The organism is Luteibacter sp. Sphag1AF (assembly GCF_014192715.1).
Classification (GTDB): Bacteria; Pseudomonadota; Gammaproteobacteria; order Xanthomonadales; family Rhodanobacteraceae; genus Luteibacter.
The window spans coordinates 137,800-163,640 of record NZ_JACHYH010000003.1 but is presented as its reverse complement, the minus strand read 5'-3'; the positions used below and the strand labels follow the sequence as shown (position 1 = coordinate 163,640).

Genomic DNA, 25,841 nt, shown 5'->3' with positions numbered 1-25,841 from the left:
TATAATCGGCGTCTTTGCCCGGCCCCGACATGTCTATCCGAATCGAACGCGCCGATCCGTCCCAGGCTGAGCTGCTTTGTGCCATCGAGCGCGAAGCGGTGCAGCTGTTTCGCGGACACGCAGCGTGGGCGTCGTACTCGGCGGTGACCCTGCCGGTGGACGTTGTTCGTCATCTCATCACGCGCGGTTTCGTGTGGGTGGCGGTGGATGGCGACGCGGTTGTCGGCTTTGTGTGCCTGGACGTGGAAAACGGCGGCGACACGCTGGGCATCGCCGAGATCGACGTGCTGCCATCACATGGTCGCCGCGGCATTGGTGCGGCATTGCTTGAGCATGCCTGCGAGTGGGCGCGCGAGGCGGGTTATCGTCGTGTGGATCTGGGCACGCTGGCTGACGTGCCCTGGAATGCGCCGTTCTATGCGAAGCACGGTTTTGTCGAAATGGACAAAAGCCTGCCTGAGTTTGCCTTCGCGCTGGAGCGCGACCGGGAAAACGGCTTTCCCGATCACCTGCGTGTGTTCATGAGTCGTGCGCTGGCGCCTCTGGCGCCCGGCGATGGCACGGTCTGGCCCGCGCCGGCCAAGCTCAATCTGTTCCTGCGGATCACCGGCCGGCGTCCGGATGGTTATCACGAGTTGCAAACCGTTTTCCGGCTGCTGGACTGGGGTGATGAAGTCCGCATCCGGGTGCGGGCGGATGGCGTCATTTCGCGTCCGATTCCAGTGCCCGGCGTTTCGGAAGATGACGACCTGACCGTGCGCGCGGCCCGATTGCTTGCCAGGCACACGGGCACGCCCCTGGGCGCCGATATCGAAGTACGCAAGCGCATTCCCATGGGCGGCGGTCTGGGCGGGGGCAGTTCTGACGCGGCCACGGTGCTGGTGGCCCTGAATGCGTTGTGGGAAACGAATCTCAGTGAGAATGATCTGGCCGGTCTGGGTCTTTCGCTGGGTGCGGACGTGCCTGTTTTCGTCCGTGGCCGCTCGGCATGGGCGGAAGGGGTGGGCGAAAAATTGTCGCCGATCAAGCTCCCGAAGCGTTGGTACGTGGTGCTGGACCCTCGCGAACACGTGCCGACGGCTGCTCTTTTCCAATCTCCCGAATTGACACGAAATGCGCCGCCAGCGACAATTTCGTCCTTTGTTTCCGGCGATTCGGCTGAAAATGCCTTCGAGCCGGTTGTCCGCGCGCGTCACCCCCGGGTGGCAGCGGCTCTGGACTGGCTGGGTCGACATGGTCGCGCGCGCCTTTCAGGCAGCGGCGGCTGTGTTTTTCTGGAAACACGAACATACGAGGCGGCGCTTGCCGTCGCCTTGCGCTGTCCGGAACCCTTTGTCGCCCATGTGGCGGCAGGCGTGGATCCGTCGCCGCTGCATTCTGCGCGGCAACGCATCGTCGCGCACCGGATGGCCAAAGGTTAACGAAGAGGAAGTCAGCCGCGGTTGGCGGTGAGTAACGGCGAAAAAGGTTTCGCCGAGTGCCATGTTGGGGCGTCGCCAAGCTGGTTAAGGCACGGGATTTTGATTCCCGCATACGCAGGTTCGAATCCTGCCGCCCCAGCCACTTCACACGAGGTGGCTTACACACCCCCTTCAACTGATTCCAAGAGGTTACCTGTGGATACGTCCACCCCGATGCTCTTCACCGGCAATGCTCATCGCGTGCTTGCCGAAGATGTCGCCCAGCGCCTTGGCGTTCCGCTTGGCAAGGCGCTGATCGGTCGCTTCAGCGACGGCGAAGCTCAGATTGAGATCGAAGAAAACGTACGTAAACAGGAAGTTTTCGTCATTCAGCCGACGGGTGCGCCCAGCGCGGAAAACCTGTTCGACCTGCTGGTGCTGGTGGATGCGCTCAAGCGTGCGTCGGCCGGCAGCGTCACGGCCGTGATGCCGTACTTCGGCTATGCGCGCCAGGATCGTCGCCCGCGTTCGGCCCGTGTGCCCATCACGGCCAAGCTGGCCGCGAAGATGATCGCCACGGCCGGTGTGGACCGCGTGCTGACGGTTGACCTGCACGCCGACCAGATTCAGGGCTTCTTCGATATCCCGGTGGACAACGTGTACGCCTCGCCCGTGCTGCTGGCCGACATCTGGCGCCATCACAGCATGGATGACCTGATCGTGGTCAGCCCGGACGTGGGTGGCGTGGTGCGCGCCCGCGCACTGGCCAAGCGCCTGGATGACGCCGATCTGGCCATCATCGACAAGCGCCGCCCGAAGGCGAATGTGGCCACGGTCATGAACATCATCGGTGACGTGGAAGGCAAAACCTGCATCCTCGTGGACGACATCGTGGACACGGCCGGCACCCTGTGCGCCGCCGCCGCTGCCCTGAAAGACAAGGGCGCCCGCAAGGTCGTGGCATACTGTGTCCATCCGGTGCTTTCGGGCGCCGCGATTTCCAATATCGAGAACTCCCGACTCGACCAGCTGATCGTGACCAATACGCTCCCCCTGCGCGCTGATGCCCTGGGTTGTGCGAAAATCCGCCAGTTGTCCGTTGCCGAACTGCTTGCCGAGACCATTCGGCGCATTGCATTCGGCGAGTCGGTCAGTTCGCTATATATTGATTGATTTCAACGACTTCCCTGGTCGCGGGGGAGTCGACCGATCACCGTGAGGTGGTCTTTTTCAGTGAGGCAACACCATGGCTAACATCAAAATTGAAGCGGAACTCCGCAATGACGAGGGGAAAGGTGCGAGCCGCCGCCTGCGTCGTGCGGCTTACGTTCCTGCGGTCGTTTACGGCGCCGGCAAGGCTCCCGTAAGCATCCAGATCCTGCACAACTCCATCCTGCGCGGCTACGACAACGAAGCTTTTGGTTCGTCGGTCCTGGACCTGCACCTGGAAGGCAAGGTTGAGAAGGTTCTCATCAAGGCATTCCAGAAGCATCCGTTCAAGCAGCAGATGCTGCACATGGATTTCCTGCGCGTTGACGAAAACGCAGCCGTCAAGGTTGCTGTTCCGGTTCACTTCCTGAACCAGGAAAAGTCGCCGGCCGCCAAGACCGCTGGTCTGGTTATCTCGCACAACCTGACGGAAATCGTCGTGTCGTGCCTGCCGAAGGACCTCCCGGAATTCCTGGAGCTGGACCTGGCCAAGCTGAAGGCTGGCGACATCGTTCACCTGTCGGAAGTGAAGCTGCCCAAGGGCGTGACGGTTCCCGAACTGGCGCTGGGCAAGGAACACGACGTCGCGGTTGTCACCGTGGCTTCGGTGCAGGAAGAAGTGGACGCGGCTCCGGCCGACGCTGCTCCTGCCGAAGACAAGCCGGCGGACAAGAAGTAATCCGCGGTGGCCCGCTTCGCCTCACGGCACGGCGGGCCACCAACGATCTTCGTCACGCATGGCGGGACTTCGTCTCATCGTCGGCCTCGGCAACCCCGGGGCCGAATACATCAGAACCCGGCATAACGCCGGGTTCTGGTTTGTTGACGCCCTGGCAATGGATCAGGGGGAGCGTTTTGGCTTCGACGGCAAGCTGCACGGGGAAACCTGCAAGCTGCGTCTGAATGGCGAAATGGTCTGGCTGTTGAAGCCGTCCACCTTCATGAATAAAAGTGGCATCGCTGTCGCCTCGGCGCTGCGGTACTACAAGATCGAACCCGAAGAATGCCTGGTGGCCCACGACGAGCTTGATCTCGATCCGGGCACCATCCGCCTGAAGTTCGATGGCGGCCACGGCGGCCAGAATGGCCTGCGCGATATCATGGCGCACCTGGGGCACGGCAAATTTCACCGGCTGCGTGTCGGTATCGGCCATCCGGGACACAAGGACAAAGTCACTTCCTGGGTGCTTGGTCGCCCGTCGGCCACCGATGAGGACGCCATCATGCACGGCATTGGCCGCGCCTTTGATGTGCTGCCGCTTGCGGTGGATGGGCGCTTCGACGAAGCGATGAAACGCTTGCACACTAAAGCCTGATTTCCTCACAACCTGTATCGGCGGGCGCTGCTTGTTGCGTGCGACGGTCGATACATCGGGGCCATCGTGCCCCTTTACCCGTCAAATCACCGGAAGCACCTCATGGGCATCAAATGCGGCATCGTCGGCCTGCCTAACGTCGGCAAGTCCACCCTGTTCAACGCGCTCACCAAGGCCGGTATCGCCGCGGCGAATTTTCCCTTCTGCACCATCGAGCCGAATACCGGCATCGTGCCCGTGCCCGATCCGCGCCTGAATGCGCTGTCGGACATCGTGAAGCCGCAGCGCATCATTCCCACCACGATGGAGTTCGTGGATATTGCGGGTCTGGTGGCTGGCGCATCGAAGGGTGAGGGCCTGGGCAACAAGTTCCTCGCGCACATTCGCGAAGTGGATGCCATCGCCCACGTGGTGCGTTGCTTCGAGGATGGCAATGTCATCCACGTGGCCAACAAGGTCGATCCCCTCGCTGATATCGACACCATTGATACCGAACTGGCGCTGGCGGATCTTGAGTCGGTGGCAAAGGCGCTGGATCGTGCCACCCGCGCGGCCAAAGCCAACGACAAGGAAGCGATGGCCCGCAAGCCCGTGCTCGAAAAGCTGCAGGCGGGCCTCGACCAGGGCCGTTCCGCGCGTTCGCTGGGCCTGGATGCGGAAGAAAAGGCGCTTGTTCGCGACCTGTTCCTCATCACGCTCAAGCCGGTGATGTACATCGCCAACGTGGCCGAAGACGGTTTTGAAAACAATCCGCATCTCGATGCCGTGCGTTCGCGCGCGCAGACCGAAGGCGCGGAAGTGGTGCCGGTGTGTGCGTCCATCGAAGAAGAGCTTTCGCAGCTTGAAGATGCCGACCGCGACGAATTCCTTGCCTCGCTGGGCATTGAAGAGCCGGGCCTCAATCGCGTGATCCGCGCGGGCTATCGCCTGCTGGGCATGCAGACCTACTTCACCGCTGGCGTGCAGGAAGTGCGCGCATGGCAGCTGCGCGCAGGCTCCACCGCGCCGCAGGCGGCTGGCGTCATCCACACCGACTTCGAGCGCGGCTTCATTCGCGCGGAAACGATCGGCTATGACGACTTCATCAAGTTCAAGGGTGAGGCCGGCGCCAAGGAAGCGGGGCGCCTCCGGCTGGAAGGCAAAGAGTACATCGTGAAAGAAGGCGACGTTCTCCACTTCCGCTTCAACGTATAAAAAAAATGGCCCGGAAACGGGCCATTTTTTTGTCTGACAACCCGGTCGCGTCAGGGCTTGGGCAGTTCCGCCTGCTGTGCCGTGACCTGCTTCTGCATCAGGTCCAGATACTGATCCAGTTCTGCCACATCTGCGAACACTTCCGCGATGGGCACGGCCTTCACGATTTCAAACACCTTGCGCACTTGTGGCGTGGGATTGAGAAGCAGTGTGCGGCCCGCGCGGTCGTGCATCGCCTTGCGCAGTTGGGCGAGGCTGCGCAGGCCGGCGCTGCTGATGTATTCAAGGCCGGAAAGATCCAGTACCAGCGTGCCGCCGTTGTCCACCATGGGCGTGACATCGCGCATGGCTTCGTCGAACTGGGCATAGGTTTCCGCGTCCAGCCGGCCGTCCATCCAGACCATGCTTCGCTGGGGTGTGGGGCTTTCGCTGCGAAGGTTCAGGCTCATGCGGGGGATTCTTCAGATTGGGATTGGTCGAAGAGGAGGGTGACGTGGTTTCTGTCACCGTCGCGTGCGTACTGAATGTCGCTGGCGATGCTGCGGGCGAGGTGCACGCCCAACCCACCTACCGTCTCGCGCCAGGCGAGGTCGCCGGGGAGGTCGGGTGCCTCGGTGCTTAAGGGATCGAACGGCATGGCGTCATCGCGCAGTTCCACCTTGACGCGCGGCGGAGAGATGTCGAGGTGGATCACGATGGAGCCTTCGCGGCCGTCCGGATAGCCATGGCGAACGGTATTGACCATCAGTTCCTCAAGTACCAGCCGGATGTCGGCGCGGAATGACGGGTCCAGCGAGTCGACGTCCAGAGCGTCGTCGGCGCGGTCCAGCGCGTCGAAAACTTCGTGCAAACGATTACGAATGTGCAACCGCATGGATGCGGACCCCTTCGCTGCGTGCTTCCCGCCAGGTGAGGGCCAGAAGCGCAATATCGTCGTAGGGCGCCTGACCGTCCACGTAGCTGTCCACGTCACTCAGGATGCGTTCCACATAGGCCTCAGGGGTTGCCCCTCCCTCGACCCGTGCCACGCTGTCCAGCAGCGCCTGAGCGCCATAGAGGCGCTGAGTATCGTTGTGTGCCTCGCTTACGCCATCCGTGTACATGAGGAGCGTATCTCCCTCCAGCAGGGTGAGTACGCGCACAGGATAACTCGCTTCCGGGTCCAGCCCGAGCGCAGGCCCGGTTTCCACGTCCACCAGTATCGCCGTGCCGCCGGCATGCAGCACCGGCTGCTCGTGGCCGGCGCTGGCCAGCGTCAGCATGCCTGTGCCGGTTTCGATCACGCCGCAAAGCAGGGTGACGAACATGCAGGTGTCGTTGCCCTTGCACAGTTCGCGGTTGAGGACGGCGAGGATGTCTTTCGGGGAGCGTGCATGGGTGGCCATCGTGCGGGCCAGGGTGATCGTGCGCGCCATGAAGAGGGCAGCGGGAATGCCTTTGTCCGAAACGTCACCCACCATGACGCAAAGGTGCTGGGCGCCGAGCGCGAAATAGGCGTAGAGATCGCCGCCGACAGCGCTTGCCGGACGCAGTGTGGCGTACAGTTCGAGCTGGCCGTTATCGGCCACGTAATGAGCATCCGGCAGCAGCGCAAGCTGGATTTGCCGGGCAATTTCAAGTTCGCTGGCCATGCGTGCCTGATCGCGCGCGATGCGTTTGGCGCCGTCGATATGGACGGCCAATTGCCGGCGCATGTCGTCGAACGCGCGGTTGAGTCGTGCCACTTCATCGTCGCCGCGCAACGTGGGCAGCGCAAAATCCAGTTCACCGCGCGCCACGTGTTCGGCGCGGTCGGCCAGTACGCCAAGCGGTGCCATCAGGCGCCGCGCGGCCACGATGGCGATGAGAAACACGCCAAGCAGCGTGACCATGCCAAGTCCGACGTCGACCATGAAATTGCGGCGCACGCCAGCGTAGATCTGCTGTTCTGGCACGGTGAGGCCAAAGGTCCAGTCCGTGCCCTTCACGGGCACGAAATACACCCATACCGGCTCGCTGATGCGCGCCCCGTCTTCCGGTGTGATCCGGACGGGCCGCCCACGGCTGCCGGCCATGGCCTTGAGCAGTGCCGGGCTGGCCTGGGTGTTGATATAGGTCATCCATTCGTGGGCCAGGAAGTTGCCGTGGCCGTCCAGAACAAATGCGTAGGCGTGCGGGGTCTTTTCCAACTCGGTGAGCACCGTCTGCAGCCAGGCCATGCTGACAGTGACGTCAACCACGCCCTGGACGGGGACCGTGGTGCCGGGGATGGCGACCGAATAGCCCATCAGGCGCTCGTCGCGGTCGGTCGGGCGGAATGGGGGCTGCCAGCACCCGCGGTCGCAATTGAGGCCACGGATGAACCACGGGGCGGACCAGTAGATTTCCGGCTCCCCGACGCGGCTGGTGAGCTCGATGTGGCCCTCGCGGTCCCGTCGGGCCACGGGCGCGTCGGCGGGAACGAGCGCGCCGCTGTCGCGAGGTACGAAGGCGGCCGTGATATTCACGATGTCGGCGTTGGTGGCAAGGACGTCGCGAATGAGTGCAGGAGCCTCTGCCCGGCGTGACTCCAGTGCGCCAGCCAGGACGCGTGCTACGCCGCCGACGCCGTCGATGCGGTTCTGGATGCGCTGGGCGGCGGAGGAGGCCAGGGCGAGGTATTCCTGCTGGGTCTGGTCCAGTACCTGCTCGCGGGTGTGGATCAGCAGCAGTCCGCCAGTGGTCAGCAGGACAATCGCTGACCCGAGCACGACGCCCATCGCCAGTCGAGACGCCACACTGCGCAACACCATGAGAGGTTCCCTGCGGCCTTTGGCCGAATCTAAGCGAGCTGTGGTCGCTCGGCAAGCAGCGACGCGAGGCATAATGGGGGTTTGTCGATACTTAAGGATCGAAACATGCCGGGTACGCAACGCGAGGTGAATTTCCGCTTCCTCGCCCAGCCAACGGATGTGAATTTTGGTGGCAAGGTCCACGGCGGCATGGCCATGAAGTGGCTGGATCAGGCCGGTTACGCCTGTGCCGTGGGCTGGAGCGGGGCGTACTGCGTCACGGCCTCGGTCAGCGGCATCCAGTTCCTGGCGCCCATCCTCATTGGCGACCTGGTAACGGTGCGCGCCCGCCTGATCCACACCGGCACCTCCAGCATGCACCTTGCGGTGGACGTCCTGGCACGCGATCTGCGCAGCGGGGATGAGCGCCTGGCGACCAGCTGCGTCATGGTGTTCGTGGCGCTGGATCGTCCGGACGGGGGCAAGCCCACGCCGGTTCCGCCGTGGCTGCCGGTAGACGATTCCGATCGGCGCCTTCAGGAATATGCATTGAAGCTGCTGGAAATGACCCGGGCCACCGAGCCCCTGGTGACGGCCATTCGGCAAAAACCGTCAGCTTGAGCTTCCCAATTCGTTAAAGCGCCGCTACACTTCGCGGCCGCCCGACGGTCCACCCGTCCGTCAGGCAGTTGTCGTGGTTTGGCCTCGTCATCAGCACGTTCAGAACATGTGCAGAGCTGTTGACAGTTTGTGAGGCGCTCGCGACAATAGGCGTTCTATGTTGGAGGAATACCCAAGCGGCCAACGGGGGCAGACTGTAAATCTGCTGGCTTACGCCTTCGGTGGTTCGAATCCACCTTCCTCCACCAGACGAGTTCCGCGCAGTGCGGGAGTAGTTCAATGGTAGAACTTCAGCCTTCCAAGCTGATTGTGCGGGTTCGATTCCCGTCTCCCGCTCCATTGATATCTCGCGCGTTGTGTTCGTTGCTCATGTAGCTCAGTCGGTAGAGCACTTCCTTGGTAAGGAAGAGGTCGCTGGTTCGATTCCAGTCATGAGCACCATCTCTAAAAGATTCCGATTCTCGTTGTAATCCTCTCCTTGTTTGACTCCACCGGGGTTAGCGCGCATGGCAAAGAAGACTTTCGAACGCACCAAGCCGCACGTCAATGTCGGCACCATTGGTCACGTCGACCATGGCAAGACTACCCTGACCGCCGCGCTGACCAAGGTCGGTGCAGAGCGCTTCGGTGGTGAATTCAAGGATTACGGCGCGATCGACGCTGCTCCGGAAGAGAAGGCTCGTGGTATCACGATCTCGACCGCGCACGTGGAATATGAATCGCCGAAGCGTCATTACGGCCACGTCGATTGCCCGGGCCATGCTGACTATGTGAAGAACATGATCACGGGTGCGGCGCAGATGGACGGCGCGATCCTGGTTTGCTCGGCTGCTGACGGCCCGATGCCGCAGACGCGTGAGCACATCCTGCTCTCGCGCCAGGTCGGCGTGCCGTATATCGTCGTGTACCTGAACAAGGCCGACCTGGTCGACGACGCCGAGCTCCTTGAGCTCGTCGAGATGGAAGTTCGCGAACTGCTGTCGAAGTACGACTTCCCGGGCGACGACACGCCGATCATTTCGGGTTCGGCTCGTAAGGCCCTTGAGGGCGACCAGTCCGACGTCGGCGTCCCGTCTATCATCAAGCTGGTCGACGCGCTCGACAGCTGGATCCCGGAGCCGATGCGTGAAGTCGACAAGCCGTTCCTGCTGCCCGTCGAAGACGTGTTCTCGATCTCGGGTCGCGGCACGGTTCTGACCGGTCGCGTTGAGCGTGGCGTCATCAAGGTTGGCGACGAAGCTGAAGTTGTTGGCCTGAAGGCTACGCAGAAGACGACCATTACGGGCGTCGAAATGTTCCGCAAGCTGCTGGATCAGGGTCAGGCTGGCGACAACGTCGGCGTGCTGGTCCGCGGTCTGAAGCGTGAAGACGTGGAGCGTGGTCAGGTCGTTGCCAAGCCGGGCAGCGTGACCCCGCACACCGAGTTCGAGGGTGAGGTTTACATCCTGTCGAAGGACGAGGGTGGCCGTCACACGCCGTTCTTCAGCAACTATCGCCCGCAGTTCTACTTCCGTACCACGGACGTGACCGGTTCGATCAAGCTGCCGGACGGTGTCGAGATGGTGATGCCGGGCGACAACGTGAAGTTCTCGGTCACCCTGGGCTTCCCGATCGCCATGGACGAAGGTCTGCGTTTCGCCATTCGCGAAGGTGGCCGTACCGTCGGCGCCGGCGTGGTCTCAAAGATTCTCAAGTAAAAAATACCGATCGCGGGGCGGACAGGCGCCAAGCCTGCCCGCTACCGCGTTTACCGTTTTATCAGTACGCCAGTAGCTCAATTGGCAGAGCAGCGGTCTCCAAAACCGCAGGTTGGGGGTTCGAGTCCCTCCTGGCGTGCCATTCCAGAGGACCAAGGGTGGGTGACGACGGACGGAAGTGAGGCCTCGTGGCCCACGGCGTCCCGCCGAATCCCGCCCAGTGCGTATGAACACTAAGGCAGAACAAGCCAAGGGTATGGGTCCGGCCGACATCGGCAAGCTTGCGCTTGCGGCTATCGTGCTTGTTGTCGGCATCGTCGGCTTCTACTACTTCAGCAACGACCCCAACGTGCCCCAGGCGGTGCGTGTTATTGGCGTCATCGCGGCCATTGCCGCTGCTTTCGCGATTGGTGCATTTACCCAGCCCGGCCGCAAGCTGCGCGGCTTCTTCGCTGAATCCCAGTTTGAACTGCGCAAGGTCGTCTGGCCGTCGCGCGACGAAACGCTGAAGACCACCGGTATCATTATCGTGGTCGTCATCATTCTCTCGCTGCTGATGGGGCTGATCGACTTCCTGCTGAAGACGATCGTGCTCGATTGGCTGCTTAAGATCGGACATTGAGGTAAGGCATGAGCAAGCGCTGGTACGTCGTTCACGCCTATTCGGGTTTTGAGCATCAGGTAAAGCGTGCCCTTGACGATCGCGTCAAGCGTGAGGGCATGGAAGATCGCTTTGGTGAAATCCTGGTTCCGACCGAGGAAGTCATCGAAATGCGCGGCGGCCAGAAGCGTCGCAGTGAGCGCAAGTTCTTTCCGGGCTACGTCCTGGTTCAGATCGAGACGAACACCGAGGGCAAGACCCCGCGAATCGACGACGAATCCTGGCATCTGGTCAAGGAAACGCCTAAGGTCATGGGCTTCATTGGTGGTACGGCGGATCGTCCGCTGCCGATCCGTGATACCGAGGCTGAGAATATCCTGAGTCGCGTTCGCGAGGGTGTGGAAAAGCCGCGTCCGAAGGTGCTTTTCGAGCCGGGCGAAATGGTCCGCGTCACGGATGGCCCGTTCAACGATTTCAATGGTGTGGTTGAGGAAGTGAACTACGAGAAGAGCCGTCTGCGCGTTGCGGTGCTCATCTTTGGTCGCTCGACTCCGGTCGAACTCGACTTCGGCCAGGTGGAGAAGGCCTGACGGCCTCCCCTCCGGCACAGGGTTTGCTTAACCCCGGCCGGATGCCTATAATGCTCGGTTCACGCTGGCGCCTTTGGGCCCGGCGTGTCCGTGTTTAAGGGGTTCGCAGGCTGCGAATCCGAAAAATTCAGGGAAGTCTTAACAGCGAGGAGCCGAGAGGCGCCTGAACTCGCGAGGAAAGTCGAATGGCAAAGAAAGTCATTGGTTACATCAAGTTGCAGGTCAAGGCCGGTCAGGCCAACCCGTCGCCGCCGGTGGGTCCTGCCCTCGGTCAGCGCGGCCTGAACATCATGGAATTCTGCAAGGCGTTCAATGCCGCCACGCAGAAGCTGGAGCCGGGTCTCCCGATTCCCGTGATCATCACGGCGTACTCCGACCGTACTTTCACCTTCATCACGAAGACCCCGCCGGCCACGATTCTTCTTAAGAAGATCACGGGCGTTGCGAAGGGTTCGTCGAAGCCGAACACCGATAAGGTGGGCAAGGTCACCCGTGCCCAGCTGGAAGATGTTGCGAAGCAGAAGGAGCCGGATCTCACGGCTGCTGATCTGGATGCCGCCGTGCGTACGATCGCCGGCAGCGCGCGCAGCATGGGTCTGGTAGTGGAGGGTTAAGACATGGCAAAGCTCACGAAGCGTATGAAGGCAGCTACGGCTGCTGTGCAGCACGGCAAGATCTACGGTCTTGACGAAGCTCTGAAGATCGTCAAGGACAACGCCAAGGCGAAGTTCGCTGAGTCGGTGGATGTTGCCATCCGCCTCGGCATCGACGCGAAGAAGTCCGACCAGGGCGTCCGTGGTTCCTCGCTGCTGCCCCACGGCACCGGCAAGACCATCCGCGTTGCCGTGTTCGTGCCGGCTGGCGAAAAGGCTGATGCAGCGCTCGCCGCTGGTGCCGACGCCGTTGGTATGGACGACCTCGCCGAGAAGATGGCCGCTGGCGATCTGAACTACGGCCGCGTCATTGCTACGCCGGACGCGATGCGCGTTGTCGGTAAGCTCGGTCAGGTGCTCGGCCCCCGTGGCCTGATGCCGAACCCGAAGGACGGCTCGGTCACGGCCGACGTTGCCACGGCAGTCAAGAACGCCAAGGCAGGTCAGGTCAAGTTCCGTAACGACAAGGGCGGCATCATTCACGCCACGATCGGCAAGGCCAGCTTCGAGGCTGCCCAGCTGGCCGACAACCTGAATGCCCTGATTGCCGATCTGCTGAAGGCCAAGCCGGCTGCTGCCAAGGGCCAGTACCTGCAGAAGATCTCGCTGTCGAGCACGATGGGCGTGGGCGTTGTTGTCGATAACTCGACTGTCAACACCAAGTAAGTATTAAGCCCCACGCTGGTGCAAACCAGCGTGGGCACGTTTTTGAAGGCAGCAACGGTCAGACGACCGTAGCCGCCGTCAAAGACCGCAGGCGCGAACAGCGCGCGACGACGACGAGCAGGGAGCTCGTGTAGGCAAGGAAACGCCGTCATCGCCAACGGGTTCGCTTAATCGGGTTTCTTGTAAATCCGGCCTGCGCAGATGGTGCTGCCCCTTCTGGAAGTGTTTGTTTTCTGGAAAGGCCACCACCCGGGGCACCCCGTGTCCCCGACGTCATGGACGGCGTCGCTCAGGACCGCAAGCGGCAGGAGCCGTAAGCGGAGTTCATTTGGAGGAGTGCAATGGCTCTAAATCTGTCTCAGAAGAAAGAAGTAGTCGCCGAGCTGACAGAAGTCGCAGCTAAGGCGCACTCCTTGATCGCCGCCGAGTACGCTGGCACCACGGTCTCTCAGATGACCGCGATGCGTAAGAAGGCTCGCGAATCCGGCGTGTTCTTGAAAGTTGTCAAGAACACCCTGGCAGCGCGCGCTGTGGAAGGCTCCGATTTCGCCGTCGTCAAAGATGCGCTGGTCGGTCCCCTCCTGTATGCGTTCTCGCTCGAGGAACCCGGTGCAGCCGGGCGCCTGATCAAGGAATTCGCGAAGACCAACGATAAGTTGATCCCGAAGGTCGTGTCGGTGGAAGGCAAGCTCCTTCCCGCTGCTCACGTCGACGTGCTCGCCTCGTTGCCGACCCGCGAAGAAGCGCTGGCTATGCTGGCCCGTGTGCTGTCCGAACCGGCTGCGATGTTCGCACGCGCCGTCAAGGCCGTGGCCGATCAGCAGGGTGGTGGCGAAGTTGCCGCCGAAGCCCCGGCTGAAGCCGAGCCCGCCTAAGTTCGCCGACTTTCTAACCGAATCAATTTCCAGAGGTAAATCAAATGTCCCTTTCGACCAACGAGATCGTTGAAGCAGTTGCCGCCAAGTCGCTCATGGAAGTGATGGAGCTGGTGAAGGCTATCGAAGAGAAGTTCGGCGTTTCGGCCGCTGCTCCGGTTGCTGCCGCTGCTGCTGCTGGCCCGGCTGCTGCTGCTGAAGAGCAGACCGAGTTCGACGTCATCCTGAAGAATGCTGGCGCCAAGAAGATCGACGTCATCAAGGTTGTCCGCGCCATCACGGGTCTCGGCCTGAAGGAAGCGAAGGATCTGACCGAAGCCGGCGGCACCGTCAAGGAAGCTGCCAGCAAGGAAGACGCTGCCAAGTTCAAGAAGGATCTGGAAGACGCAGGCGCCCAGGTCGAACTGAAGTAATCGACGCCTTGCGCGTCGCTTATTCGATCTAGCGTCAAGCAAGCCTGGGGGCGTAAGCCCCCGGGCTTTGCCTGTTCCAAAGCCAAGTTTGTGTTTTTGTCCGTCGGTAATGGGACATCGGGATTCACGCCGATTCCCGATCTCCGATTACCGAACCACCATTAGCCGGTGTGTGCACCACCGGCGTCACTGCGAACCGAGGCGGCTCCCACCATGACCTACTCGTTTACCGAGAAGAAGCGCATCCGTAAGGATTTCGGCAAGCGGCCCCCCGTACTGGGCGTGCCCAATCTGCTGACGATCCAGACCGACTCGTATAAGGAATTCCTCCAGGAACAGACCGCGCCCAAGCAGCGCGAAGACAAGGGGCTGCATGCTGCCCTGAAGTCTGTGTTCCCGATTTCCAGCTATTCCGGCAACGCTGCCCTTGAGTACGTTGAGTACCGCCTGGGCGAACCTGCTTTTGACGAACGCGAATGCCGCAACCGCGGCATGACGTTCGGCGCGCCGCTGCGTACGACCGTGCGCCTTGTCATTTACGACAAGGACAGCCCGGCGTCGAAGAAGGCCGTGAAGTACGTGAAGGAGCAGGAAGTCTACATGGGCGAAATTCCGCTCATGACCGACACCGGCACCTTCATCATCAACGGCACCGAGCGCGTCATCGTCTCGCAGCTGCACCGCTCGCCGGGCGTGTTCTTTGACCACGACCGTGGCAAGACGCACAGCTCGGGCAAGCTGCTGTTCTCCGCGCGCGTCATTCCTTACCGTGGTTCGTGGCTCGATTTCGAGTTCGACCCGAAGGATGCGCTGTTCACGCGTATTGACCGTCGCCGCAAGTTGCCGGTGACGGTACTGCTGCGCGCGCTCGGCTATCAAAACGAAGAAATCCTGCGGATCTTCTTCGAGCACAACACCTTCCACCTCGGCCGCAAGGGCGGCACTACCCTGGATCTCGTTGCCGAGCGTCTGCGTGGTGAAACCCTGTCGTTCGACCTCGTGGTCGATGGCAAGGTGCTGGTGGAAGCCGGCAAGCGCATCACGGCGCGCCATGTGCGTCAGCTGGCCAGCGAAAAGATTGCCACGCTCGAAGTGCCGGACGATTACCCGGTAGGCCGCATCGTGGCCATCGACATGATCGACAAGGACACGGGCGAAATCATCGCCGCGGCCAACGACGAACTGACGGCCGAGCACCTCGAGAAGTTCCGCAAGGGCGGTATCGAGACGGTGCCGACGCTGTACGTCAACGATCTGGATCGTGGTGCGTACATCTCGAACACGCTGCGCATCGACAACACGCGCACGCAGCTCGAAGCCCTGGTCGAAATCTACCGGATGATGCGTCCGGGCGAGCCGCCGACCAAGGATGCCGCGCAGAACCTGTTCTTCAACCTGTTCTTCACGTTTGACCGTTACGACCTGTCGGCCGTGGGTCGCATGAAGTTCAATCGCCGCGTGGGCCGCAAGGACGTCATTGGTCCGGGCGTGCTCTACGACCACAAGTACTTCAGCGAGCGCAAGGAAGAAGAGTCGCAGCGTCTGGTCGCCGAGCAGGGCGAGACCTCCGACATCCTCGACGTGCTGCGCGTGCTGATCGACATCCGCAACGGTATCGGAACGGTCGATGACATCGATCACCTCGGTAACCGTCGCGTCCGTTCGGTCGGTGAAATGGCTGAGAACACCTTCCGCATTGGCCTGGTCCGTGTGGAACGTGCCGTGCGCGAGCGTCTGTCGCTGGCTGAATCGGAAGGCCTGACCCCGCAGGAACTCATCAACGCGAAGCCCGTTGCGGCCGCGGTGAAGGAGTTCTTCGGTTCGTCGCAGCTTTCGCAGTTCATGGATCAGAACAACCCGCTCTCCGAAGTGACCCACAAGCGCCGTGTTTCGGCTCTTGGACCGGGCGGTCTGACGCGTGAGCGCGCAGGCTTCGAAGTGCGCGACGTTCATCCGACCCATTACGGCCGCGTCTGCACCATTGAAACGCCGGAAGGCCCGAACATCGGCCTGATCAACTCGCTGGCTGTGTACGCCCGCACCAACGCTTACGGCTTCCTTGAGACGCCGTACCGCAAGGTCGAGAACGGCAAGGTGACCGACAAGGTCGATTACCTGTCCGCCATCGAAGAGGGTGATCACGTCATCGCGCAGGCGAACTCGCCCCTGACGAAGGAAGGCAAGTTCATCGAAGATTTCGTGTCCTGCCGCTTCCGCGGTGAGTCCGAACTTCGTCCGTCCGCCGAGATCAACTACATGGACGTTTCGCCCATGCAGACGGTGTCGGTCGCAGCGGCGCTTGTTCCGTTCCTGGAGCACGATGACGCGAACCGCGCACTCATGGGTGCGAACATGCAGCGCCAGGCCGTTCCGACCCTGCGCAGCCAGAAGCCGCTTGTCGGCACCGGCATTGAGCGTGCAGTGGCCCGTGACTCGGGCGTCACTGTGTCCGCGAAGCGCGGCGGCGTTATCGACCAGGTCGATGCCGCACGTATCGTCGTGCGCGTGAACGAGGAAGAAGTGGGTGATAACGACGCCGGCGTCGATATCTACACGCTGACCAAGTACACCCGTTCCAACCAGAACACCAACCTCAATCAGCGTCCGCTGGTGAATGTGGGTGACATCGTGGCGGTGGGTGACACGCTGGCCGACGGTTCGTCGACCGATCTGGGCGAGCTCGCGCTCGGTCAGAACATGCTGGTCGCGTTCATGCCGTGGAACGGCTACAACTTCGAAGACTCGATCCTCATCTCCGAGCGCGTCGTGCAGGAAGATCGTTACACCTCGATCCACATCGAGGAAATGACCTGCATCGCCCGTGACACGAAGCTGGGTGCCGAAGAAATCACCGCGGATATTCCGAACGTCGGCGAGCAGGCGCTCGCGCGTCTGGACGAATCGGGCATCGTGTACATCGGTGCCGAAGTGAAGGCAGGCGACATCCTGGTCGGCAAGGTCACGCCCAAGGGCGAGAGCCAGCTGACGCCGGAAGAAAAGCTCCTGCGCGCCATCTTCGGTGAGAAGGCTTCCGACGTTAAGGACAGCTCGCTGCGAGTGCCCCCGGGCATGGACGGCAATGTCATCGACGTGCAGGTCTTCACCCGCGACGGTATCGAGAAAGACAAGCGTGCCAAGCAGATCGAAGAAACCGAACTGAAGCGTATCCGCAAGGATCTTGACGACCAGTTCCGCATCCTCGAAGGCGCTATCTATGCGCGTATGCGCAGCCAGCTGAACGGCAAGACGGCCATGAGTGGTCCGGGTGGCCTGAAGCGCGGTGCAGTCATCGACGATGCGTATCTGGACACGCTGAAGAAGGACGACTGGTTCAAGGTCAACGTCAAGGAAGAAGACGTTGCCGAGTTCCTCGAGCGCGCGGCCGATCAGGTCCGTCGCCACAAGGAAGCCTTCGAGAAGCGCTTCAAGGAAAAGCAGGGCAAGATCACCCAGGGCGACGACCTCGCTCCGGGCGTGCTCAAGATGGTCAAGGTTTACCTTGCCGTCAAACGCCGCATCCAGCCCGGTGACAAGATGGCCGGTCGCCACGGTAACAAGGGTGTGGTGTCCATGATCGTTCCGGTCGAGGACATGCCGTTCTCCGCGGACGGTCGTCCGGTGGACATCGTGCTGAACCCGCTGGGCGTGCCTTCGCGTATGAACATCGGTCAGATTCTGGAAGTGCATCTGGGTTGGGCCGCCAAGGGCCTGGGCCACAAGATCCAGCGCATGATCGAAGCCAATGAGAAGCCTGCGCAGCTGCGCGAGTTCCTCGACGAGGTCTACAACCACGGTAATGCCGGTGCCGAAGGCGCGGTGCGTCACGTGGACCTGAAGTCGATGACCGATCGCGAAATCGTGGAGCTCTCCAACAACCTGCGTGACGGCGTGCCGATGGCAACGCCCGTGTTCGACGGTGCGGAAGAGTCCGAGATCAAGCACATGCTGAAGCTGGCAGACCTGCCGGAATCGGGTCAGACGATCCTGTTCGACGGTCGTACCGGTGAAGCGTTTGATCGTCCGGTCACCGTTGGCTACATGCACATGCTGAAGCTGAACCACCTGGTCGACGACAAGATGCACGCCCGTTCGACCGGCCCGTACTCGCTCGTCACGCAGCAGCCGCTGGGTGGTAAGGCGCAGTTCGGTGGCCAGCGCTTCGGCGAAATGGAAGTCTGGGCGCTCGAGGCATACGGCGCGGCGTACACGCTGCAGGAAATGCTGACCGTCAAGTCCGATGACGTTCAGGGCCGCAACCAGATGTACAAGAACATTGTCGACGGCAACCATGAGATGGCGGCGGGCATGCCGGAATCCTTCAACGTGCTCGTGAAGGAAATCCGTTCGCTCGCTATCGACATCGAGCTGGAAGAGATCAAGTGATCGTCGCGGCTACCGGAGATTACGCATGAAAGACCTGCTCAATCTGTTTAACCAGCAGCGACAGACGCTGGACTTCGACGCGATCAAGATCGCTCTGGCTTCGCCAGAGCTGATCCGCTCGTGGTCGTTCGGTGAAGTCAAAAAGCCGGAAACCATCAACTACCGCACGTTCAAGCCTGAGCGTGACGGTCTGTTCTGCGCCGCGATCTTTGGTCCGGTCAAGGACTACGAGTGCCTGTGCGGCAAGTACAAGCGCATGAAGCATCGTGGTGTGGTGTGCGAGAAGTGCGGCACGGAAGTGACGCTGGCCAAGGTGCGCCGTGAGCGCATGGGCCACATCGAGCTCGCCAGCCCGACCGCGCACATCTGGTTCCTGAAGTCGCTGCCGTCGCGCATCGGCCTCATGCTGGACATGACGCTGCGTGACATCGAGCGCATCCTGTACTTCGAAGCCTTCGTCGTGATTGATCCGGGCCTGACCGCGCTTGAGCGCGGCCAGCTGCTCAGCGAAGACCAGTACCTGGAAGCCACCGAAGAGCACGGCGACGAGTTCGATGCCCGCATGGGTGCCGAGGCCGTCTACGAGCTGCTGAAGAGCCTCGACCTGCCGGGCGAAGTCATTCGCCTCAAGGAAGAGATCACTTCGACCAATTCGGAAACCAAGCTCAAGCGCCTCACCAAGCGCGTGAAGCTGATCGAAGCGTTCCTGGAATCGGGCAACAAGCCCGAATGGATGGTCATGACCGTCCTTCCGGTGCTGCCGCCCGATCTGCGTCCGCTCGTTCCGCTGGACGGTGGCCGTTTTGCCACGTCCGATCTGAACGACCTGTATCGCCGCGTCATCAACCGCAACAACCGCCTGAAGCGTCTGCTTGAACTCGCTGCGCCCGACATCATCGTGCGCAACGAAAAGCGCATGCTGCAGGAATCGGTCGATGCGCTGCTCGACAACGGCCGTCGCGGTCGTGCCATCACCGGCACGAACAAGCGCGCGCTGAAGTCGCTGGCCGACATGATCAAGGGCAAGCAGGGTCGCTTCCGTCAGAACCTGCTCGGCAAGCGCGTCGACTACTCCGGCCGTTCGGTCATCGTGGTCGGCCCGACGCTGAAGCTGCACCAGTGCGGTCTGCCGAAGAAGATGGCGCTTGAGCTGTTCAAGCCCTTCATCTTCGCCAAGCTGCAGGCGCGTGGCGAAGCCACCACCATCAAGGCCGCGAAGAAGCTCGTTGAGCGCGAAGAAGCGCAGGTCTGGGACATCCTCGAGGACGTGATCCGCGAGCACCCGGTTATGCTGAACCGTGCGCCGACGCTTCACCGTCTGGGCATCCAGGCATTCGAGCCGGTGCTGATCGAAGGCAAGGCCATCCAGCTGCATCCGCTCGTCTGTACGGCATTCAACGCCGACTTCGACGGTGACCAGATGGCCGTCCATGTGCCGCTGTCGATCGAAGCTCAGCTCGAAGCCCGCGCACTGATGATGTCCTCGAACAACATCCTGTCGCCCGCGAACGGTGAGCCGATCATCGTTCCGTCGCAGGACGTGGTGCTGGGTCTGTACTACATGACCCGCGAGCTCATCAATGCGAAGGGCACCGGCATGGTGTTCGCGAACGTGGCTGAAGTGCGCCGTGCGTACGACAACCGCGCTGTCGAGCTGCATGCCAAGGTCAAGGTCCGCGTTCGCCTCGTCGAACTGGCGGAGGAGGGCGGCCAGCTCTCCGAGCGCATGGCCATCGTCGACACGACGGTCGGTCGCGCGCTGCTCATGGAGATCATCCCGAGCGGCTTGCCGTTCGCGCTGGTCAACACCGAGCTGACCAAGAAGAACATCTCGCGCCTGATCAACCAGAGCTACCGTCTGCTCGGTCTGAAAGAGACCGTCGTGTTCGCCGACAAGCTGATGTACACGGGTTTCCGCTTCGCTACGCGTGCCGGTATCTCCATCGGCATCGACGACATGAAGATCCCGGCTGAGAAGAAGGGCATCCTTGAGGAAGCCGAGAAGGAAGTCGTCGAGATCCAGGAGCAGTACCAGTCGGGTCTCGTGACCGCTGGTGAGCGCTACAACAAGGTCGTCGACATCTGGTCGCGTACCAACGAACTGGTCGCCAAGGCCATGATCGACGGTATCGGCACCGAGAAGGTGGTCGATGCCGACGGCAAGACGGTCAACCAGAAGTCCATGAACTCGCTGTACATCATGGCTGACTCCGGTGCCCGAGGCAGTGCGGCTCAGATTCGTCAGCTGGCTGGTATGCGCGGCCTGATGGCTCGCCCGGATGGCTCGATCATCGAGACGCCCATCAAGGCGAACTTCCGCGAAGGTCTGAACGTTCTGCAGTACTTCAACTCGACCCACGGTGCCCGTAAGGGTCTGGCGGATACGGCGTTGAAGACCGCGAACTCCGGTTACCTGACCCGTCGTCTCGTTGACGTGGCGCAGGACGTTGTCATCACCGAGCACGATTGCGGCACGGAAGACGGCGTCATGATGTCGCCGATCGTTGAAGGCGGTGACGTGGTCGAGCCGCTGCGCGAGCGCGTGCTGGGTCGCGTTGTGGTCGAGGACGTCTACGCCCCCGGCGACGACGACCAGGCCATCGTCACCCGCGACACGCTGCTGGACGAAGGCCTGGTCGACAAGCTCGACAAGGCTGGCGTGCAGCTGATCAAGGTCCGTTCGCCGATCACCTGCCGTGCAAGCCACGGCGTGTGCGCCCTGTGCTACGGCCGCGATCTGGCCCGTGGTCACCTGGTGAACATGGGTGAGGCTGTGGGCGTGGTCGCCGCGCAGTCCATCGGTGAGCCGGGTACCCAGCTGACGATGCGTACGTTCCATATCGGTGGTGCGGCTTCCCGTGCTGCCGCCGTGGATAACGTCACCGTCCGCACGACCGGTGCCCTGAAGTTCAACAACCTGAAGTCGGTACAGCACTCGCAGGGTCACCTCGTGGCCGTGTCGCGTTCCGGCGAAGTCAGCGTCATCGACGTCAACGGTCGCGAGCGCGAGCGTTACAAGGTGCCGTACGGTGCAACCATCGCTGTAAAGGATGGTGATCCGGTCAAGGCTGGCCAGACGGTTGCCAACTGGGATCCGCATACCCATCCGATCGTCACGGAAGTGGCCGGTGTGGTTCGCTTCATCGACTTCATTGATGGCGTGACCGTCCAGTCGCAGACCGACGAACTTACGGGTCTGGAAAGCGCTGTCGTTACCGATCCGAAGCGTCGCGGTACGCAGGCGAAGGATCTGCGCCCGATCGTGCGCCTGGAAGACAGCAAGGGCCGTGAGCTCAAGCTGCCGGGCACCGACATCGCTGCGCAGTACTTCCTGCCGGCCGGTGCGATCGTCTCGATCCAGAACGGCGCCGAAGTGGGCGTGGGTGACGTCGTCGCCCGTATCCCGCAGGAAACGTCGAAGACCCGTGACATCACCGGTGGTCTTCCGCGCGTTGCCGATCTGTTTGAAGCCCGCAAGCCGAAGGAACCGGCGATTCTCGCCGAGCGTTCGGGCATTGTGAGCTTCGGCAAGGACACCAAGGGCAAGCAGCGTCTGATCATCAAGGATCTGGACGGCAACGAGCACGAAGAGCTGATTCCGAAGTGGCGTCAGGTCATCGTGTTCGAAGGCGAACACGTGGAGAAGGGCGAAACCGTCGTCGACGGCGAGCCGAATCCGCATGACATCCTGCGTCTGCTGGGTGTGGAGCCGCTGGCTTCCTACCTGGTCAAGGAGATTCAGGACGTCTATCGCCTGCAGGGCGTGAAGATCAACGACAAGCACATCGAGGCGATCATTCGTCAGATGCTGCGCAAGGTCGAAATTGCCGAGGCGGGTGACAGCACGTACCTGCGCGGTGAACAGGTCGAGCGCGTTCGCATAAACGAAGAGAATGACCGTGCCGAGGCTCGTGGTGAGCGTCGTGCGGAATTCGATTCGGTGCTGCTGGGCATCACCAAGGCATCGCTGGCCACCGAGTCGTTCATCTCGGCAGCCTCGTTCCAGGAGACCACCCGCGTCCTTACCGAAGCGGCAGTCCGTGGTACGCGCGATACGTTGCGTGGCCTGAAAGAAAATGTTATTGTTGGGCGGCTAATCCCTGCAGGTACGGGTCTGGCTTACCACGCTGCGCGTCGTAACCAGGGCGGTCTGACCGCTTCGGAGCTTGAAACCCTTTCGGGTTCGGCTTCGGTCGCAAGCTTCGAAGAGGCTCCTGCCGGCTCCAACGATAGCGCCGAGTAACGCCCGCCAAGGGCAATGCTCGTACATACGAAATGAGGCGCACGGAGGCGCCTCGTGTTCGGTTCATGGATGATGGGTGTCGGTCTGCCTGGCAGACGGCCCATGTTAACAACCCGTTTCCTGGCAGACCGAACCCTCGGTCTGCCTTTATGTTTCTCAGGAATAGCTTCGCATGACGACAGTCAACCAGTTGGTGCGCAAATCCCGCAGCCCGAAGGCGTATAAGAGCGCTTCCCCGGCCCTGCAGAGCAGCCCGCAGCGCCGCGGTGTTTGCACGCGCGTATACACGACCACCCCGAAGAAGCCGAACTCGGCCCTGCGTAAGGTTGCCAAGGTGCGCCTGACGAATGGTTTCGAGGTCATCAGCTACATCGGTGGCGAAGGTCACAATCTGCAGGAGCACTCGGTTGTTCTGATCCGTGGCGGTCGCGTCAAGGATCTTCCGGGTGTGCGTTACCACACGGTTCGCGGCAGTCTCGACTGCGCCGGCGTGACCAAGCGTCGCAAGTCGCGCTCGAAGTACGGCGCCAAGCGCCCGAAGAGCTGAGTAAAGGACAAGAATTATGTCGCGTAAAGGTTCCCATCCCGCCCGTGTGGTCCTCCCGGACCCGAAGCACGGAAGCCAGCTGATTGCCCGCTTCATCAATATGGTGATGAAGAGCGGCAAGAAGTCCGTTGCCGAAAGCATTGTCTACGGCGCTCTGCAGCACATCGGCGAAAAGCACGCCGAGCCGGTGCAGCTCGTTGAGAAGGCTCTGGCCAATATCGCTCCGGCGGTTGAGGTCAAGTCCCGCCGCGTCGGTGGTGCCACCTACCAGGTGCCCGTCGAAGTTCGTCCCGGTCGTCGTATGGCTCTTGCCATGCGCTGGGTGATCGATTCCGCGCGCAAGCGTGGTGAGACGTCCATGCCGCGCAAGCTTGCCGCTGAACTGCTCGAGGCTTCCGAAAGCCGCGGCGGCGCAGTCAAGAAGCGCGAAGAGACGCACCGCATGGCGGAGGCCAACAAGGCCTTCTCGCATTACCGCTGGTAATACCAGCTTAGATTTCGAGGAAAGACCGTGGCACGCACTACGCCCATCGAGCTTTATCGTAACTTCGGCATCATGGCTCACATTGATGCCGGCAAGACCACGACCACCGAGCGCATCCTGTTCTACACCGGTGTCAGCCATAAGATCGGCGAAGTGCACGACGGTGCGGCCACGATGGACTGGATGGAGCAGGAGCAGGAGCGTGGTATCACCATCACGTCCGCTGCGACCACGTGCTTCTGGAAGGGCATGGATGGCTCGAAGCCGCAGCACCGCTTCAACATCATCGACACCCCGGGACACGTCGACTTCACGATCGAAGTCGAGCGTTCGCTGCGCGTGCTCGATGGTGCGGTGTTCGTGCTTTGCGCCGTCGGTGGCGTCCAGCCGCAGTCTGAGACTGTCTGGCGCCAGGCCAACAAGTACAAGGTGCCCCGTCTTGCGTTCGTCAACAAGATGGATCGCACCGGCGCCAACTTCAACAAGGTTGTCGAGCAGCTGAAGGCCCGTCTGGGTGCTAAGGCTGTCCCGATGCAGGTGCCGATTGGCGCCGAAGACAACTTTGAAGGTGTTGTCGACCTGCTGAAGATGAAGGCTGTCATCTGGGACATGCCGTCCCAGGGTATGAAGTTCGAATACCAGGACATCCCGGCCAACCTGCAGGAAATCGCCCAGGAAGCTCGCAGCTTCATGGTTGAGTCCGCCGCGGAAGCCAACGAAGACCTGATGAACAAGTACCTCGAAGAGGGCGACCTCTCCGAAGAAGAGATCATCTCTGGCATGCGCTCGCGTGTGCTGGCCAACGACGTGATCCCGGTCTACTGCGGTACGGCGTTCAAGAACAAGGGCGTGCAGGCCATGCTCGACGCCGTCGTCGAACTGCTGCCGTCGCCTGCGGATCGTCCGCCGGTTGAGGGTGTGGACGAAGACGAGAAGCCGGACACCCGTCAGGCGAGCGACGCGGCTCCGTTCTCGGCGCTTGCGTTCAAGATCATGACCGACCCGTTCGTTGGTGCGCTGACGTTCTTCCGTGTGTACTCGGGCATGCTCAACGCTGGCGACCAGGTGTTCAACCCGGTCAAGGGCAAGAAAGAGCGTATCGGCCGTATTCTGCAGATGCACGCCAACGACCGTCAGGAACTGAAGGAAGTCTGCGCCGGCGATATCGCCGCTGCTGTCGGCCTGAAGGACGTGACGACCGGTGACACGCTGTGCTCGCAGGACAAGATCATCACCCTGGAGCGCATGACGTTCCCGGAGCCGGTGATCTCGATGGCGGTCGAGCCGAAGACCAAGTCGGATCAGGAGAAGATGGGTATCGCGCTCGGCCGTCTGGCTGGCGAAGATCCGTCCTTCCGCGTCAAGACGGACGAAGAGTCGGGTCAGACGATCATCTCGGGCATGGGCGAGCTTCATCTCGACATCCTGGTTGATCGCATGCGTCGCGAATTCAACGTTGAAGCCAACGTGGGCAAGCCGCAGGTGGCTTACCGCGAAACGATTCAGCTCGCGGACGTCAAGTCGGACTACAAGCACGCCAAGCAGTCGGGTGGTAAGGGTCAGTACGGTCACGTTGTGATCGAGCTGTCGCCGATCACCGATGAGGATCGTAACGACCCGAAGATCGGGCCGACGATCAAGGACGACTTCCTGTTCATCAACGACATCACCGGCGGTGTGATTCCGAAGGAATTCATCCCGTCAGTCGAAAAGGGTCTGCGCGAAACCATCACCAGCGGCCCGCTGGCTGGCTTCCCGGTCGTCAACGTCAAGGTGAAGCTTGTCTTCGGTTCGTACCATGACGTCGACTCGTCGGAAATGGCGTTCAAGCTCGCCGCTTCCATGGCATTCAAGCAGGGCTTTAGCAAGGCGAAGCCGGTTCTGCTCGAGCCGATCATGAAGGTTGAGGTCGTGACGCCGGAAGACTACGTCGGTGACGTCATGGGCGACATCAGTCGTCGTCGTGGCATGCTGACCGGTCAGGAAGAAACGCCGTCGGGTAAAACCGTCAATGCGATGATCCCGCTTGGCGAAATGTTCGGTTACGCTACCTCGCTGCGTTCGCAGACTCAGGGTCGCGCAACGTTCACGATGGAATTCGATCATTACGAGCCGGCGCCGTCCAACATCGCCGAACAGGTCATGAAGAAGGGCTGATCGGCCCCTCTTTACTAGTCTAAGCATCAGATATTCAGAGGT

At 61.4% G+C, this 25,841-nt stretch carries 21 protein-coding genes and 5 tRNA genes; 23 read left to right on the top strand and 3 right to left on the bottom strand.

Annotated elements, in window-relative coordinates:
* Positions 1 to 29 precede the first annotated feature (29 nt).
* From ispE to ychF, 6 genes are all read left to right on the top strand, one after another.
* Positions 30 to 1,421 carry a 4-(cytidine 5'-diphospho)-2-C-methyl-D-erythritol kinase gene (gene ispE / locus FHW69_RS10255; RefSeq protein WP_183422959.1) on the top strand — a complete coding sequence of 464 codons (1,392 nt, stop codon included), beginning with the start codon at positions 30 to 32 and terminating at the stop codon, positions 1,419 to 1,421.
* Between the two features lie 65 nt (positions 1,422 to 1,486).
* Positions 1,487 to 1,563, top strand: a tRNA-Gln gene (locus FHW69_RS10250).
* A 71-nt stretch (positions 1,564 to 1,634) separates the two neighbouring features.
* Entirely contained in the window at positions 1,635 to 2,573 is a 939-nt protein-coding gene (locus FHW69_RS10245; RefSeq protein ID WP_183423240.1) for a ribose-phosphate diphosphokinase, read from the top strand.
* Between the two features lie 73 nt (positions 2,574 to 2,646).
* On the top strand, positions 2,647 to 3,288 hold the full coding sequence (locus FHW69_RS10240; RefSeq protein WP_183422958.1) for a 50S ribosomal protein L25/general stress protein Ctc: 642 nt from the start codon (positions 2,647 to 2,649) through the stop codon (positions 3,286 to 3,288).
* Between the two features lie 58 nt (positions 3,289 to 3,346).
* A complete protein-coding gene (gene pth, locus FHW69_RS10235; protein ID WP_183422957.1) occupies positions 3,347 to 3,925 on the top strand; it encodes an aminoacyl-tRNA hydrolase in 579 nt (192 codons plus the stop codon).
* A gap of 102 nt (positions 3,926 to 4,027) precedes the next feature.
* The gene (gene ychF / locus FHW69_RS10230; RefSeq protein WP_183422956.1) at positions 4,028 to 5,119 is read left to right on the top strand and encodes a redox-regulated ATPase YchF; all 1,092 of its coding nucleotides are present in this window, start codon (positions 4,028 to 4,030) and stop codon (positions 5,117 to 5,119) included.
* Between the two features lie 50 nt (positions 5,120 to 5,169).
* Here ychF and FHW69_RS10225 read toward each other — a convergent pair whose 3' ends face one another.
* Genes FHW69_RS10225 through FHW69_RS10215 form a run of 3 tightly spaced genes read right to left on the bottom strand, consistent with a single transcriptional unit; the run spans position 5,170 to position 7,890 of the window.
* Positions 5,170 to 5,568 carry an STAS domain-containing protein gene (locus FHW69_RS10225; RefSeq protein WP_183422955.1) on the bottom strand — a complete coding sequence of 133 codons (399 nt, stop codon included), beginning with the start codon at positions 5,566 to 5,568 and terminating at the stop codon, positions 5,170 to 5,172.
* A complete protein-coding gene (locus tag FHW69_RS10220) occupies positions 5,565 to 5,993 on the bottom strand; it encodes an ATP-binding protein (protein ID WP_183422954.1) in 429 nt (142 codons plus the stop codon). Before FHW69_RS10220 ends, FHW69_RS10225 begins: the two co-directional genes overlap by 4 nt.
* Positions 5,974 to 7,890: a SpoIIE family protein phosphatase gene (locus FHW69_RS10215; protein ID WP_183422953.1), complete on the bottom strand. Its 1,917-nt coding sequence runs from the start codon at positions 7,888 to 7,890 to the stop codon at positions 5,974 to 5,976. Before FHW69_RS10215 ends, FHW69_RS10220 begins: the two co-directional genes overlap by 20 nt.
* Before the next feature lie 105 nt (positions 7,891 to 7,995).
* Between FHW69_RS10215 and FHW69_RS10210 the strand changes: the two genes are divergently transcribed.
* The 17 genes from FHW69_RS10210 to fusA all read left to right on the top strand — a co-directional run bounded on the left by FHW69_RS10210 (position 7,996) and on the right by fusA (position 25,799).
* On the top strand, positions 7,996 to 8,490 hold the full coding sequence (locus FHW69_RS10210; RefSeq protein WP_183422952.1) for an acyl-CoA thioesterase: 495 nt from the start codon (positions 7,996 to 7,998) through the stop codon (positions 8,488 to 8,490).
* 162 nt (positions 8,491 to 8,652) lie between these two features.
* A tRNA-Tyr gene (locus FHW69_RS10205) sits at positions 8,653 to 8,738 on the top strand.
* 17 nt (positions 8,739 to 8,755) lie between these two features.
* Positions 8,756 to 8,829 (top strand) — tRNA-Gly (locus tag FHW69_RS10200).
* 26 nt (positions 8,830 to 8,855) lie between these two features.
* Positions 8,856 to 8,931: transfer RNA gene (locus tag FHW69_RS10195), tRNA-Thr, on the top strand.
* A gap of 65 nt (positions 8,932 to 8,996) precedes the next feature.
* Positions 8,997 to 10,187 carry an elongation factor Tu gene (gene tuf / locus FHW69_RS10190; protein WP_183422951.1) on the top strand — a complete coding sequence of 397 codons (1,191 nt, stop codon included), beginning with the start codon at positions 8,997 to 8,999 and terminating at the stop codon, positions 10,185 to 10,187.
* Between the two features lie 66 nt (positions 10,188 to 10,253).
* Positions 10,254 to 10,329: transfer RNA gene (locus tag FHW69_RS10185), tRNA-Trp, on the top strand.
* An 84-nt stretch (positions 10,330 to 10,413) separates the two neighbouring features.
* Complete coding sequence (secE, locus tag FHW69_RS10180) at positions 10,414 to 10,809, top strand: preprotein translocase subunit SecE (RefSeq protein WP_183423239.1); 396 nt, start codon at positions 10,414 to 10,416, stop codon at positions 10,807 to 10,809.
* An 8-nt stretch (positions 10,810 to 10,817) separates the two neighbouring features.
* Positions 10,818 to 11,378, top strand: coding sequence for a transcription termination/antitermination protein NusG (nusG, locus tag FHW69_RS10175; protein ID WP_183422950.1), 561 nt, complete (start codon positions 10,818 to 10,820; stop codon positions 11,376 to 11,378).
* Positions 11,379 to 11,563: 185 nt separating this feature from the next.
* Complete coding sequence (gene rplK / locus FHW69_RS10170; RefSeq protein WP_183422949.1) at positions 11,564 to 11,992, top strand: 50S ribosomal protein L11; 429 nt, start codon at positions 11,564 to 11,566, stop codon at positions 11,990 to 11,992.
* Between the two features lie 3 nt (positions 11,993 to 11,995).
* Complete coding sequence (gene rplA, locus FHW69_RS10165) at positions 11,996 to 12,697, top strand: 50S ribosomal protein L1 (protein ID WP_183422948.1); 702 nt, start codon at positions 11,996 to 11,998, stop codon at positions 12,695 to 12,697.
* Positions 12,698 to 13,038: 341 nt separating this feature from the next.
* Complete coding sequence (gene rplJ, locus FHW69_RS10160; RefSeq protein ID WP_183422947.1) at positions 13,039 to 13,572, top strand: 50S ribosomal protein L10; 534 nt, start codon at positions 13,039 to 13,041, stop codon at positions 13,570 to 13,572.
* A 44-nt stretch (positions 13,573 to 13,616) separates the two neighbouring features.
* Positions 13,617 to 13,985: a 50S ribosomal protein L7/L12 gene (rplL, locus tag FHW69_RS10155; RefSeq protein WP_183422946.1), complete on the top strand. Its 369-nt coding sequence runs from the start codon at positions 13,617 to 13,619 to the stop codon at positions 13,983 to 13,985.
* 213 nt (positions 13,986 to 14,198) lie between these two features.
* The gene (rpoB, locus tag FHW69_RS10150; protein ID WP_183422945.1) at positions 14,199 to 18,368 is read left to right on the top strand and encodes a DNA-directed RNA polymerase subunit beta; all 4,170 of its coding nucleotides are present in this window, start codon (positions 14,199 to 14,201) and stop codon (positions 18,366 to 18,368) included.
* Between the two features lie 25 nt (positions 18,369 to 18,393).
* Positions 18,394 to 22,611 (top strand): DNA-directed RNA polymerase subunit beta', encoded by a 4,218-nt coding sequence (gene rpoC, locus FHW69_RS10145; RefSeq protein ID WP_183422944.1) that lies wholly within the window; start codon positions 18,394 to 18,396, stop codon positions 22,609 to 22,611.
* A gap of 172 nt (positions 22,612 to 22,783) precedes the next feature.
* Positions 22,784 to 23,158: a 30S ribosomal protein S12 gene (gene rpsL, locus FHW69_RS10140; protein ID WP_036115505.1), complete on the top strand. Its 375-nt coding sequence runs from the start codon at positions 22,784 to 22,786 to the stop codon at positions 23,156 to 23,158.
* A gap of 16 nt (positions 23,159 to 23,174) precedes the next feature.
* Positions 23,175 to 23,642: a 30S ribosomal protein S7 gene (gene rpsG / locus FHW69_RS10135; protein ID WP_183422943.1), complete on the top strand. Its 468-nt coding sequence runs from the start codon at positions 23,175 to 23,177 to the stop codon at positions 23,640 to 23,642.
* 27 nt (positions 23,643 to 23,669) lie between these two features.
* Complete coding sequence (gene fusA / locus FHW69_RS10130; RefSeq protein ID WP_183422942.1) at positions 23,670 to 25,799, top strand: elongation factor G; 2,130 nt, start codon at positions 23,670 to 23,672, stop codon at positions 25,797 to 25,799.
* Positions 25,800 to 25,841 lie beyond the last annotated feature (42 nt).